This window comes from Inquilinus sp. YAF38 (assembly GCF_052113205.1).
GTDB lineage: Bacteria > Pseudomonadota > Alphaproteobacteria > DSM-16000 > Inquilinaceae > Inquilinus.
The window spans coordinates 17,645-30,544 of sequence record NZ_JBFRCU010000107.1; the positions used below are offsets into that span (position 1 = coordinate 17,645).

General features: G+C 70.6%; 13 protein-coding genes. 10 read left to right on the forward strand and 3 right to left on the reverse strand.

Annotation, left to right across the window (positions count from 1 at the left end):
* Positions 1-58: 58 nt before the first annotated feature.
* Positions 59-1,447 (forward strand): histidine kinase, encoded by a 1,389-nt coding sequence (locus tag AB4Z01_RS31615; RefSeq protein WP_441700266.1) that lies wholly within the window; start codon positions 59-61, stop codon positions 1,445-1,447.
* Positions 1,444-2,121 (forward strand): response regulator, encoded by a 678-nt coding sequence (locus AB4Z01_RS31620; RefSeq protein WP_441700267.1) that lies wholly within the window; start codon positions 1,444-1,446, stop codon positions 2,119-2,121. The genes AB4Z01_RS31615 and AB4Z01_RS31620 overlap by 4 nt, the downstream gene beginning before the upstream one ends.
* Here AB4Z01_RS31620 and AB4Z01_RS31625 read toward each other — a convergent pair.
* The 3 genes from AB4Z01_RS31625 to AB4Z01_RS31635 are packed head-to-tail and all read right to left on the reverse strand — an operon-like array spanning position 2,073 to position 4,379.
* Positions 2,073-2,849: an ABC transporter permease gene (locus AB4Z01_RS31625; protein WP_441700268.1), complete on the reverse strand. Its 777-nt coding sequence runs from the start codon at positions 2,847-2,849 to the stop codon at positions 2,073-2,075. The genes AB4Z01_RS31620 and AB4Z01_RS31625 overlap by 49 nt on opposite strands.
* Positions 2,846-3,577: an ABC transporter permease subunit gene (locus tag AB4Z01_RS31630; protein ID WP_441700269.1), complete on the reverse strand. Its 732-nt coding sequence runs from the start codon at positions 3,575-3,577 to the stop codon at positions 2,846-2,848. The genes AB4Z01_RS31625 and AB4Z01_RS31630 overlap by 4 nt, the downstream gene beginning before the upstream one ends.
* 7 nt (positions 3,578-3,584) lie before the next feature.
* On the reverse strand, positions 3,585-4,379 hold the full coding sequence (locus tag AB4Z01_RS31635) for a transporter substrate-binding domain-containing protein (RefSeq protein WP_441700270.1): 795 nt from the start codon (positions 4,377-4,379) through the stop codon (positions 3,585-3,587).
* 176 nt (positions 4,380-4,555) lie between these two features.
* Here AB4Z01_RS31635 and AB4Z01_RS31640 point away from each other — a divergent pair, with 176 nt between their 5' ends.
* The 8 genes from AB4Z01_RS31640 to AB4Z01_RS31675 all read left to right on the forward strand — a co-directional run.
* Positions 4,556-5,470, forward strand: a complete 915-nt coding sequence (locus tag AB4Z01_RS31640; RefSeq protein WP_441700271.1) for a homocysteine S-methyltransferase family protein — start codon at positions 4,556-4,558, stop codon at positions 5,468-5,470.
* A gap of 130 nt (positions 5,471-5,600) precedes the next feature.
* A complete protein-coding gene (locus tag AB4Z01_RS31645) occupies positions 5,601-6,500 on the forward strand; it encodes a dihydrodipicolinate synthase family protein (protein WP_441700272.1) in 900 nt (299 codons plus the stop codon).
* Complete coding sequence (locus AB4Z01_RS31650) at positions 6,497-7,153, forward strand: GntR family transcriptional regulator (RefSeq protein ID WP_441700273.1); 657 nt, start codon at positions 6,497-6,499, stop codon at positions 7,151-7,153. The genes AB4Z01_RS31645 and AB4Z01_RS31650 overlap by 4 nt, the downstream gene beginning before the upstream one ends.
* Before the next feature lie 51 nt (positions 7,154-7,204).
* Positions 7,205-8,530 (forward strand): ABC transporter substrate-binding protein, encoded by a 1,326-nt coding sequence (locus tag AB4Z01_RS31655; RefSeq protein ID WP_441700274.1) that lies wholly within the window; start codon positions 7,205-7,207, stop codon positions 8,528-8,530.
* Positions 8,531-8,534: 4 nt separating this feature from the next.
* Positions 8,535-9,467 (forward strand): carbohydrate ABC transporter permease, encoded by a 933-nt coding sequence (locus AB4Z01_RS31660; RefSeq protein WP_441700275.1) that lies wholly within the window; start codon positions 8,535-8,537, stop codon positions 9,465-9,467.
* 11 nt (positions 9,468-9,478) lie between these two features.
* On the forward strand, positions 9,479-10,309 hold the full coding sequence (locus AB4Z01_RS31665) for a carbohydrate ABC transporter permease (protein WP_441700276.1): 831 nt from the start codon (positions 9,479-9,481) through the stop codon (positions 10,307-10,309).
* A 137-nt stretch (positions 10,310-10,446) separates the two neighbouring features.
* On the forward strand, positions 10,447-10,860 hold the full coding sequence (locus tag AB4Z01_RS31670; protein WP_441700277.1) for a hypothetical protein: 414 nt from the start codon (positions 10,447-10,449) through the stop codon (positions 10,858-10,860).
* A 113-nt stretch (positions 10,861-10,973) separates the two neighbouring features.
* A partial coding sequence (locus AB4Z01_RS31675) for a hydantoinase/oxoprolinase N-terminal domain-containing protein (protein ID WP_441700278.1) occupies positions 10,974-12,900 on the forward strand: 1,927 nt, incomplete at its 3' end.

A 12,900-nucleotide genomic window follows, 5' to 3' on the forward strand; every position in this document is an offset into this window, starting at 1 on the left:
CCAGCCCGGGGCGCCGGCGACCAGTATCGGCAAGATCCCTTCGTTCGGGGGGCGACCTATGAACCTATTCGTTCATCTCGTCTTGCGTCTTGCCGGCGTCGTCCTGCTCTGCCTGGCCTGCGCCGTCGGCTGGGTGCTGGTCGACACGCACCGCGCCATCGAGACCGAGGCCGCGGCTTCCGCCGACCGGGTCGCCAGCACCCTCGAGGCGCTGTACTGGCGTGAGCTGCTGTGGCGCGGCGGGCTCAGCCGCGAGCATCTGGTGCCGATCCCGGCCTGGGAAACCATGGCCACCATGAAAGTGATCGCGCCCGGTGTCTGCGTCACCTTCTCCCCCGGCAGCGAGCCGCCGCGCGGCCTGTGCAGCCAGCTGGAGACGATCGGCGATCCGGCGCCTGCCTGGTTCCGGGCCGTCTACGACCAGGTCTTCGGCGCTTATGCCCGGGTCGAACGCCCCCTGTCCGCGCGGCAGCCCCTGGCCGGCGTGGTCACGGCCGAGCCGGACCGCGGCGCCGCGATCCGCCAGGCCTGGCACCAGATCGATGTCGTGCTCAGCGTCGCGGCGCTGCTCGCCGCCGGCATCGGCATCCTGGCCGCCGCGCTGATCGGGCAGTCGCTGCTGCCCGCCCGCACCATCGTCGCCGGCCTGCAGCGCCTGGGGCGAGGCGACTACAGCTACCGCCTGCCCGGCTACCGCACGGCGGAGTTCGACCAGATCTCCCGGGCCGTCAACGACCTGACCGCCCGCCTGGCCGAGACCACGGCGCAGCGGATGGCGCTGACCAACCGCCTGTTCCAGGTGCAGGAGGAGGAGCGCCGGGCTCTGGCCCGCGACCTGCACGACGAGTTCGGCCAGTGCCTCGCCGCGGTCGGCGCCCTGGCCACGGTGATCGAGCTGGAGGCGGCGGACCGCCCCGACCTCGCCAAGGATGCACGTTCGATCCGAGAGACCAGCAAGCGGATGTCGGCGACGCTGCGCGGCGCCCTGGCCCGGCTGCGGTCGCAGGAGGTCGAGGAGCTCGGCCTGGAGGCCAGCCTGGCCCAGCTCGTCGCCGGGTGGAACGCCCAGAAGGACCGGCAGGCGGCCTTCCATCTCGACATCGTCGGCAGCCTCGCCGGGGTGCCGGAGGCGACCGGCCTCAGCATCTACCGCATCGCCCAGGAATGCCTGACCAACGCCGCCCGCCACGGCAAGCCGCGCGACGTCCGGCTGCAGGTGGAGCGCGTCGATGCGGAGGGCCGCGACGCCGTGGCCGTGAGCGTCGAGGATGATGGCGGCGGCACCCTGTCCCGGCTGGGCTGGGCCCCGGGCTACGGCATTCTCGGCATCCGCGAGCGGGTGACGGCGCTGGGCGGCAGCCTGTCGATCAGCCAGGCGCGCTGGGGCGTGCGCGTCGCCGCCCTGATCCCGCTGCTGCCCGCCCGCGAGGCGCCGGCCGCGGCATGACCGAGCTGACCATCCTGCTGGTCGACGACCACCCGGTGGTGCGGGAGGGCTATCGCCGGCTGCTGGAGCGCATACCGGGCTACAAGGTTGTGGCCGAGGCCCATGACGCCGCGTCCGCCTACCAGGCCTATCAGAAGACGAAGCCCGACGTGGTGGTGATGGACCTCTCGCTGCCCGGCATCGGCGGGATCGAGGCGCTGCGGCACATCCGGCAATGGGATCGCGCCGCGCGCATCCTGATCTTCACCATGCACAGCGGCGCCGGCTTCGCCCTGAAGGCGTTCGAGGCGGGCGCCGCCGGCTACGTCACCAAGGGCAGCGACGCCGCCGAGCTGGTCAGCTCCATCGCGGTCGTCGCCCGGGGCGGCCGTGCCATGAGCGACGACGTGGCCCAGGAGATCGCCGCCGAGCGCCTGGCCCGGCCGAATTCCCCGCTGGACGAGCTCAGCCCGCGCGAGACCGAGATCCTGCGCCTCGTCGCCTCGGGCTGGTCGGATGAGGAGGTCGCGGCCTCGCTGCATCTCAGCCTGAAGACGGTTCGCAACTACCACTATCAGATCAAGGCCAAGGTCGGCGCCCGCACCGACGCCCATCTGGTGTGGCTCGCCATCGGCATGGGCCTGGTTCAGGCGGAGCCGCCATCGGGCCTCGGCACGGCGGGCCCGCCCCGATAGCCCTTTCTTCGGCCGCGAGGGCCGTCCGGCGCGGGGCGGAGCTGCGGGTTCAGCCGCCGCTCGACCCAGCTGCAGGCCAAGGTCAGGAGCCCGACCAGGACGATGTAGATCAGCGCCGCGCCGATCAGCGGCTCGTAGACGCGGAAGCTCCGGCTGCGGAGGGTGTTGGCGGTGCCCAGCACGTCGAAGACGGTGATGGTCGAGGCCAGGACGGTGGATTTCAGCAGCAGCACCGCCTCGTTCGCCAGCGCCGGCAGGCACAGCCCGATCGCCCGCGGCAGCACGATCCGGCGGAACGCCTGGCCGCGCGTCATGCCGAAGGCGCGGGCGGCCTCGACCTCCCCCTCCGGCACGCCGCGGATGGCGCCGCGGAACAGCTCGGCGACATAGGCGGTCTCGTTCAGCGACAGGGCGACCAAAGCGTACCAGAAGGCGTCGCGCAGATAGGGCGCCGCCCAGCCGTGCCGCATCCAGCTGGCCGGCACCAGATGGCCGAAGCCGTAATAGAGGATGTAGATCTGGACCAAGAGCGGCGTGCCGCGGATCACCAGCGAATAGCTGCGCACCGCCCAACGCAGCGGCTTCGGTCCCCAGGCCATCGCCAGGCCGAGCGGGATGCCGAGCAGCAGGCTGGCGGCGGCGCTGAGGCCGAACAGCGCCAGCGTCACCGGGATCGCCGCCAGCAGCGCCGGCATCACCTGGTCGAACAGGAAGGGCAGCGAGATCATGCCGGCTTCCGCAACCCGCGGCTGGCCCGGCGCTCCAACACATCAAGGAGGAGCAGGGAGACGAGGCTGAGGAGCAGGAAGGCGCCGGCGGCGACGGTGTAGAAGAACAGGTAGTGCTTGGTCGCCGCCGCGGCCAGGCTGCTGGCCTTGAGGATGTCGGCGAAGGCGCCGAGCACGCTGACCAGCGCGGAATCCTTGGTGGCGTTGAGCCAGATGTTGCCCATCGCCGGCAGGGCGTGGCGCAGCGCCAAAGGCAGGCCGATGCGCCGCAGCACCAGCCAGCGCCCCATGCCGACGGCGCGCGCCGCCTCGAGCTGCCCCAGCGGCACCGCCTGGAAGCCGGCGCGCAGCGCCTCGGTCATATAGGCGCCCTGGATGAAGCCGAGCGCCGTCACCGCCACGACGAAGGGGTCGAGCTCGACCGCATCGCCGGCGAAGCCGAGCGCCTGCAGCGTCGAGGCCAGCAGGGCGGTCCCGGCGAAGAAGGCGATCAGCAGCAGCAGCAGCTCCGGCAGCGCCCGGATCGTCGCCGTGTAGAGCCCGCCGAGCAGGCGCGGCACCCGGCCGCGCGCCAGCTTCAGCCTGGCGCCGGCAAGCCCGAACAGCAGCGCCAGCGCATAGGAGCAGGCCGAGATCTCGACGGTCAGCACAAAGGCATCGAGCAGCTGCCCGCCGTAGCCCCCGTCCCCGAAGGACAGGAGCGACAGCAGCGACGGGTCGGCAGTCACGAGAGTCTCACTGCGGCTTGGTGATGGCCTCCGACAGGCCCGGGTACTTGGCGGTGATCGCGTCCCATTCGCCGCTCTGCACCACCGCGCGGATGGCGCCGGAGACGGTCTCGCGCAGGGCGTCGTCGCCCTTGCGCAGGCCGCCGCCGACGCCCTCGCCCAGCACCGGATCGGCCGGGCAGATCGACTTCACCTCGAAATCCGCGCCATCGGCGGAAGCGAGGAAGTGGCCGAGCGTGCCCTTGCTCTCCTGGACATAGTCGACCCGGCCGGCCGTCAGATCGGCCAGGGCGTTGTCGAGCTTGTCGTAGGTCTTGATCTCGGCCTTGCCGGTGAAGCGGGCCTCGACGAAGGCGGAATGGTTGGTCCCGGCCTGCACCCCGATCACCTTGCCGGAGAAGCTGTCCGGCTGGGCGCAATCCACCTTCGTCGCATCCTCCTTCGGCCCGATGAACAGGGTCTCGCTGCCGTGATAGGGCGCGGTGAAGTCGATGACCTGGCGCCGCTCGGCGGTGATCGTCATCGACGACCAGATCAGGTCGATGCGGTTCTGCTGCAGCGACGGGATCAGCCCGTCCCAGGCGATCTCGGTGATCGGGCAGTCGGCGCCGAGCTGGCGGCAGACGGCGCCCAGCAGGTCGATCTCCCAGCCCACCCATTTGCCGTCCGGCCCCTTCGAGAAGAAGGGCGGGTAGGATTCGGCGTCGAGGCCGATCCTGATCGTCGACTGGGCGTGGGCGGAGCCGCCCCACAGCAGGGCGGCGGCGATGGCGGCCGAAAAGATCTGTCCGAAGCGTGGCATCAGAGGTCCTGGGATTGTGAGGGAGTTCGGCGTCTCGATGCCCTGGCAATCACACCTCAGACAAAGAACATGACGTTGATGTTATTGACGCCATTTGACCGAATTTGCGTTGCAGTAATATAAGTCCGACGATATGGCAAGGCCCTCGGCTCCGGGCCGGCACGGAAGGATTCGACATGTCAGGACTCGGCGTGACGCTGCTGGATGGCGGCATGGGGCGGCAGCTCGCCCGCATGGGAGCGCCGTTCCGGCAGCCGGAATGGTCGGCGCTGGCGCTGATCGATGCACCGGAAACGGTGCAGGCGGCGCACCAGGCCTTCATCGTCGCCGGGGCCGAGGTGATCACCACCAACAGCTACGCGCTGGTGCCCTTCCACATCGGCGAGGACCGTTTTGCCGCACGCGGGCTGGAGCTGGCGGATCTGTCCGGCCGGCTGGCGCGCCGGGCTGCGGCGTCGGCCGCCACGCATGTACGGGTGGCGGGATCGCTGCCGCCGCTGTTCGGATCGTACCGCCCCGACCTGTTCGAGCCGGAGCGCGCGCCGGAGATCGCCCGGATCCTGGTCGACGGGCTGGCGCCGCATGTCGACCTCTGGCTGGCCGAGACCCAGAGCTCGATCCGCGAGGTCGCCGCGGCTGCCGCCGCCGTCGCCGGGCACGGCAAGCCGCTGTGGATCTCCTACACCATCGAGGACGAACAACCCGAGCCCGGCATGCCGCGGCTGCGCTCCGGCGAGCCGGTGGTTGAGGCGGTGCGGGCGGCGCTCGATCTCGGCGCCGAGGCCGTGCTGTTCAACTGCAGCCAGCCCGAGGCGATGGGCGATGCCGTCGCTGTTGCCGCGAGGGTGATCGGCGCGGCGGAGTCGCCGGCCCGGATCGGCGTCTACGCCAACGCCTTCCCGCCGCAATCGGAGGACGCCGCCGCCAATGAGGGCCTGTCGGAGCTGCGGGCCGATCTGGATCCCGACAGCTATCTCGGCTGGATCCGGCGCTGGGTCGGCCTCGGCGCCTCGCTGGTCGGCGGCTGCTGCGGCATCGGCCCGGAGCACATCGCCCGCATCCGCGCCGCCCTGCCGGAGCTCACTGCGTAGGTTGGGTTCGCCGATCGATTCATTCTTGTTCGACATATTGACGTCCCACGCTTCCTGCGCTACGACTGACATGTCAGATCGATATCACTGCCCGCACAGACCGAGTGCGGCGGACGACAGGGAGATGGGCGTGGCCCAGCCAGGCGAGCGTTTCGGCCTTTCCGCGGCGTTGACCGTTCCCTTCCGGCCGGACGGGCATGTCGATTTTCCGCGCTTCGTCGCGCATGTGCGCTGGTGCCTGGCGCAGGGCTGCCGCACCGTCACCGCCTTCGGCACCACCGGCGAAGGCGCCGCCTTCTCGCTGTCCGAGCGCGAGCGGGTGCTGGGCGCGCTGGCCGGCGCCGGCATCGAGGGGCGCCAGCTGGTCGGCGGCATCGCTGCCTCCGCGGCCGAGGACGCCGTGGCGCAGGCGCGGATGGCGCTGGATTTCGGCGCCGACGCGCTGCTGCTGCCGCCGCCCTTCTACTTCAAGGGTGTCGGCGATGACGGCCTGTTCGCCTGGTTCGCCCGGGTGTTCGAGCAGCTCGGCGCCGCCGCCCGCGACGTGATCCTCTATCACATCCCCAGCGTCACCCAGGTGCCGCTCTCGGTCGAGCTGATCGGCCGGCTGCGTGCCGCCTTCCCGGAGGTGATCCGCGGCGTCAAGGACTCCTCCGGCAGCTGGGACTACGCCCAGGCCCTGCTGGCGCAGCATCGCGACCTGGCGATCCTGATCGGCGACGAGCGCTGCCTCGCCGCCGCCGTCCGGCTCGGCGGCCAGGGCGCCATCTCCGGCATCGCCAACATCTACCCCGAGGCGATGCTGCCGCTGGTGCAGGAGGGCCGCGAGGACGACCGCATCCACCGCCTGGTCGCGGCGCTGCTGGCCTATCCGGTGATCCCGGCGGTCAAGGCGCTGGTGGCGCATCGCACCGGCGACCCCACCTGGCTCGCCACCCGCGCGCCGCTGCAGCCGCTGTCGCGGGCCGAGGCGGCGCGGCTCGGCGCCGTGGCGGACAGCCTGTTCACGGCGATGGCGGCGACCGGATGAGCGAAGGCGAACCGCTGAAGCTGCGCGAGAAGGCCTATGACAGCTTCACCCAGCACCTCCTGGCCAACAACCTGCACGCCGGGCAGTTCATCTCCCAGCGCGAGCTGGTGGCGCTGACCCAGATGCCGCTCGGCGCCATCCGCGAGCTGGTGCCGCGGCTGGAGGCCGAAGGGCTGATCAAGACCGTGCCGCAGCGCGGCATGCAGATCATGCACATCGACCTGACCATGATCCGCGACGCCTACCAGTTCCGGCTGTTCCTGGAGAAGGAGGCGACCGCCGCCTTCGCCCGCTCGGTGACCGATGGCGGCCTGGCGGTGCTGCGGGCGCAGCACGAGGAAATCATCGCCCGGGTCGAACGCGAAGGCCCGACCCAGCAGGTGATCGACGACGCCCAGGCCACCGACTGGGGCCTGCACGACATCATCATCGACGCGCTGGGCAACGAGATCATCTCCAAGACCTATCGCGTCAACTCGATCAAGATCCGCCTGATCCGGCGCGAGCTGACCGGCATCGCCGGGCTGGTCGTGCCGGTGATGCAGGAGCATCTCGGCATCATCGACGCGATCGCGAGCCGGGATCCGGTCCGCGCCGCCGAGGCGATGACGGCGCATATCGCCAACGCCCGCAACCGCGCCCTCGGGCTATAACGCAAATCGGCCGGGCTCAGCCCGGATCAAGCAATCAAGGGGAGGAACATCATGGCATCCATACTGAATCTGAGCCGCCGCTCGCTGCTGGCCGGCACCGCGGCCGCTGCCGCGGCCAGCGCCCTGCCCCGCGTGGCCTGGGCCGCTCCGGACTGGAAGAAATACGCCGGCACCCATATCGAGGTGAACCTGGTCAAGAGCCCGCGCAGCGAGACCATCGCCCGGAACCTGAAGGAATTCACCGACCTGACCGGCATCGATGTCGGGCTGGAGCAGACACCGGAGCAGCAGCAGCGGCAGAAGGCGGTGATCGAGTTCAACAGCGGCGCGCCGAGCTTCGACGTCATCCATCTCAGCTACCATGTGCAGAAGCGGATGTTCGAGAAGGGCGGCTGGCTGGCCGACCTGCGGCCGTTCCTGGCCGACCCGGCCCTCGCCGACCCGAACCTCAGCCTCTCCGACTTCTCCAGCGCCGGCCTGGCCTACGCCACCGCCGACAATGGCGCGGTCGGCAGCCTGCCGCTCAGCGTCGATTACTGGATCATCTACTGGAACAAGGAGCTGTTCGCGGCCAAGGGGCTGAAATACCCGACCAGCTTCGAGGAGCTGGTGTCGGCCGCCGAGGCGCTGACCGACCCGGCCGCCGGCACCTTCGGCTTCGTCGCCCGCGGCATGAAGAACGCCAATGTCCCGGTCTGGACCTCGTTCATGCTCGGCAACGGCGTCGCCCCGCTCGCTGACGACCGCAGCCTGGCCACCACCTCCGAGGGCGCGGTCGAGGCGGCGAAGCTGTACCAGCGCCTGCTGACCAAGGCGGCCCCTCCCGGCGTCGCCGGCTTCAACTGGAACGAATGCCAGTCGGCCTTCCTGCAGGGCAAGGTCGGCATGTGGCTGGACGGCGTCGGCTTCGCCAAGCCGCTGGAGGACCCGAAGCTGTCGCGCGTGGTCGGCAAGACCGGCTACGGCGTCATGCCCAAGGGTCCGAAGGACCAGGCCTCCGCCACCTTCGGCGACGGCATCGGCGTGGCCGCGGCCAGCGAGAACAAGGAGGCCGCCTTCCTGTTCTGCCAATGGGCGGTGTCGCGCACGGTGCAGGCCGACCTGCTGCAGAGCGGCTCGGGCGTGCCGTTCCGCACCTCGATCCTGGACGACGCCGAGGTGCGCAAGGGCGTGACCCTGCCGGCCGACTGGATCGACGCCGTCGTCGGCTCGTCCAAGGTCAGCAAGCTCGGCCTGCCGGTGATCGTGCCGGTGACCGAGTTCCGCGACATCTTCGGCATCGCCCTGACCAACATCGCCGGCGGGGCCGACCCGGCGGCCGAGCTGGCCAAGGCGACCGAGCAGTTCAAGCCGATCCTGGCCAAGAGCGAGGCCTGAGGCGATGACCGCCGCTGACGCCGGGGTGGGACGGAGACAACGCGCGCGGGCGCGGCGGCCGAACGCCGTCGCGCCGACCCTGCGCACCTACCTGCCCTTCATCCTGCCGGCGGTGCTGGTGGTCGGGGCGGTGATCGTCTTCCCCTGGGCCTTCACCGGCTGGGTCAGCCTGCATGATTGGCAGGCCACCGGCGCCGGCGGCTTCATCGGCCTCGACAACTACGCCCGGCTGTTCACCGACGCCCGCTTCGGCGAGGCGGTGTGGCACACGCTGCTCTACACCGTGCTCTCCGTGCTGCTGCCGCTGGTCCTCGGGCTGGCGGCGGCGCTGGTGTTCAACGAACGCTTCCCGCTGCGCGGCCTGGCGCGGGGCATCATCATCATGCCGATGATGGCGACCCCGGTCGCCATCGCCCTGGTCTGGACCATGATGTTCCACCCCCAGCTCGGCGTGCTGAACTACCTGCTCAGCCTGGTCGGGCTGCCGCCCTCGCTCTGGGTGTTCGACCAGGCCACGGTGATCCCGTCGCTGGTGCTGGTCGAGACCTGGCAATGGACGCCGCTGGTCATGCTGATCGTGCTCGGCGGCTTGTCGGCGTTGCCGACGGAACCGTATGAGAGCGCCCAGATCGACGGCGCCAGCTGGCTGCAGCAGTTCCGCTACCTGACCCTGCCGATGATCTCGCCCTTCCTGATGGTGGCGGTGATCATCCGCTCGATCGATGCGTTGAAGAGCTTCGACATCATCTACGCCATCACCCAGGGCGGCCCGGGCACGGCGTCGGAGACGATCAACATCTACCTCTACACCCAGGCCTTCAGCTTCTACGACATCGGCTACGGCTCGGCGATCGCGGTGGTGTTCTTCGGCATCGTCGTGGCGATGTCGCTGGCGCTGCTGTGGCTGCGCCAGCGCGCCAAGCTGGCCGCGAATTGAGGAGGTTGACCATGCGCCGCCCCCTCGCCAAGGCCCTGCGCCGCGCCGCCCTGTATTTCACCGTGCTGGTGATCGTGTCGCCGGCGCTGCTGTTCTTCCTCTGGATGCTGTCGCTGTCGCTGAAGCCGGAGGTCGACAACATCAGCTATCCGCCGGTGCTGATCCCGACCACCCTGGCCTGGAGCAACTACGCCCAGGTCTTCGCCGAGAACTCCTTCGGCCGCTACTTCATCAACAGCCTGATCGTCACCGGCAGCGCCACGCTGATCGGCCTGGTGATCGGCGCCCCGGCGGCCTACGGCATCGCCCGGGCCAAGGCGACCAAGCTGTCCGTCGTCGTCATGATCGCGCGGATGACGCCGGGCCTCAGCTACCTGATCCCGCTGTTCCTGATGTTCCGCTGGCTCGGGCTGATGGGCACGCTGTGGCCGCAGATCATCACTCATCTGGTGATCACCCTGCCGATCGTGATCTGGGTGCTGATCTCCTATTTCGAGGCCCTGCCGATCGAGCTGGAGGAGGCCGGGCGGATCGACGGCGCCAATCGCTGGCAGGTGTTCCGCCACGTCGTGCTGCCGCTGACCCGGCCGGGCCTGACCGTGGCGCTGCTGCTGTCCTTCATCTTCTCCTGGAACAACTTCGTCTTCGGCATTGTCCTGGCCGGGCGCACCACCCGCACCCTGCCGGTCGCGGTCTACAACTCGCTGACCTTCGAGCAGGTCAGCTGGGGTCCGCTCTCGGCCGCGGCGCTGGTGGTGGTGCTGCCGGTGCTGGTGCTGACCATCGTCGCCCAGAAGCAGATCGTGGCCGGCCTGACCTCGGGCGCGGTGAAGGGCGGCTGAGCCCGCCCTCTCCTGCCCTCGCTTTCATGAATTCGCGATGCACCCCAATTGGATCACTTGCAAATTAGGTAAAATGCCGTAGTTTGTAGGTATATAGTCATGCTCATTTGAAACGCATTGGCTCGGGGGATGGTGTCATGTCCGTCATTCAGATCGTAGGCGATCGGGTCCTGCCGGCAACGGCGCCCGCAGCCTCCATCCGGACCGCCCTGGTCAGCCGCCAGGACGAGATCCTCTCCCTGCGGCAGAACGCGTCCGAGATCCTGTTCCGGCTTCGCGCCGTCCGCGAGACCTGGCCCGACAGCGACCTGCCGCCGGCCCAGGAGCGCTGGGTGCTGCAGCAGGTGCTGGAATGCCTGACCGTCAGCTGCGAGCCGCCGATCGGGGACGAGTTCGACCGGATCGCGGTCGCCGGCCAGGCTCTGGCCATTCTGTTCGACATGACGGATGAGGAGTTCGCGGCCGTCGCATCGGATGACGACGATTACGACCTGGTCGATTTCGACGCCGATCTCGACGATGCGGAGGATCTGGCGGCCGCCAACGCGTAGGATCCGGCGCCGGCCGCGGCTGGACCCATCCCCGTCGCATGCCGAATAGCTTTGCCGCGCGAGACGTCTTGTCCTAATCCGAGACGGCATTTTCAGCTTCGACGCGGTTCATCTTGTCCCTCTCCCTCGGCATCGACACCGGCGGCACCTTCACCGACGCGGTCCTGTTCGACCCGGACCGCGGCGTCGTCGCCGCCGCCAAGCGGCTGACCACCAAGCACGACCTGGCGCTGGGCATCGGCGCCGCGATCGACGCGGTGCTGGAGCAGCACCCGGCCGAGATCAGCTTCGTCGGCCTGTCCACCACCCTCGCCACCAATGCCGTGGTCGAGGGCCAGGGCAACCCGGCCTGCCTGATCCTGATCGGCTATCCCGAGGCGGCGCTGGACCGCGCCGGGCTGCGCGAGGCGCTCGGCAGCGACCCGGTGGTGGCGGTGGCCGGCGGGCATCGGTCGACCGGCGAGGAGCAGGCGCCGCTCGACCTTGACGCCGCCCGCGCCGCCATCCTGCGCCATGCCCCGGCTGTCACCGCCTTCGCCGTCGCCGGCTATTTCGCGGTGCGCAACCCGGCGCATGAGCAGGCGGTGCGCGACCTGGTTCGCGACCTGACCGGCAAGCCGGTGACCTGCGGCCATGAGCTGACCTCCGGCCTCGACGCGCCGCGGCGGGCCCTGACCGCGCTCTTGAACGCCCGGCTGATCCCGCTGACCGCGTCGCTGATCCGGGCGGTGCGCGGCCGGCTGGACGCCCGCGGCATCGCGGCGCCGCTGATGGTGGTGAAGGGCGACGGGTCGCTGATCGCCGACCGCTTCGCCCTGGCCCGGCCGGTCGAGACCGTGCTGTCCGGCCCGGCCGCAAGCGTCGTCGGCGCGCGCTGGCTGACCGGCCGCGAGGACTGCTTCGTCTCGGATATCGGCGGCACCACCACCGACATCGCCATCCTCAAGGACGGCCGCCCCCTGGTGAACCGCGAGGGCGCCCAGGTCGGCGGCTGGCGCACCATGGTCGAGGCGGTGGAGATCCGCACCTTCGGCCTCGGCGGCGACAGCGAGGTCCGGATCGAGCCCGGCTTCGGCCTCGCCGTCGGCCCGCGCCGGTCGGTGCCGCTGAGCCTGCTGGTGCACCAGCATCCGGAGATGCTGGCGGCGCTGCGCCGCCAGGCCGAGCGCACCGAGGACATCAGCCTGGACGGCCGTTTCGCCCTGCGCCTGCGCGCGCTCGACACCGACACCCTGTCGCCGCCGGAGCGGCGGATCTGGGACGCGCTGGCCGACGGGCCGCAGCCGCTGGAGACCGTCCTGAGCAGCCATCTGCTCGACCGGCCGCTGGAGCGGCTGGTGGCGCGGGGCCTGGTGATCCTGTCCGGCTTCACCCCGACCGACGCCGCCCATGTGCTGGGGCTGCATGACGGCTGGTCGCGCGACGCGGCGCTGCTGGGCGCTGTCCTATGGGCCCGGCGCCCGGCCGAGCCCGGCTGGGCCCCGCCGGCCGATGCCGAAGCCTTCGCCCGGTCGGTGCTGGAGCGGTTGACCGCCGACAGCGCCCTGGCGCTGGTCGAGGCGGCACTGGCCCGCGACGGCGTCGCCGATCCCGCACGCGAGGCGCGCGGCCTGCTGCCGCGCCGGGCAGTGGCGGGCGACGCCCCGGCCGCTGCCCTGTTGCGCCCCACCCTCGCCCTCGGCCTGCCGCTGGTCGGCATCGGCGCCTCGGCCGCGACCTATTACCCGGAGATCGCCCGGCGCCTCGGCACCGAGAGCGTGGTGCCGGAGCATGCCGGCGTCACCAACGCCATCGGCGCGGTGGCCAGCGGCGTGCTGCAGCGGGCCACGGTGACCATCACCGTCCCGGAGGAGGGCCGCTTCCGCGTCCACGCCCCGGCCGGCATCCGCACCTTCGGCAGCCTGGAGGAAGCCGCCGCCCATGCCGAGGCCGAGGCGCGCGGCCGTGCCGAGGTCCTGGCCCGCGAGGCCGGCGGCCAGCAGGTGGCGGTGACCGTCACCCGCGCCGACCGTGTGGTGGCCATGGCCGGCGGCCTCGACC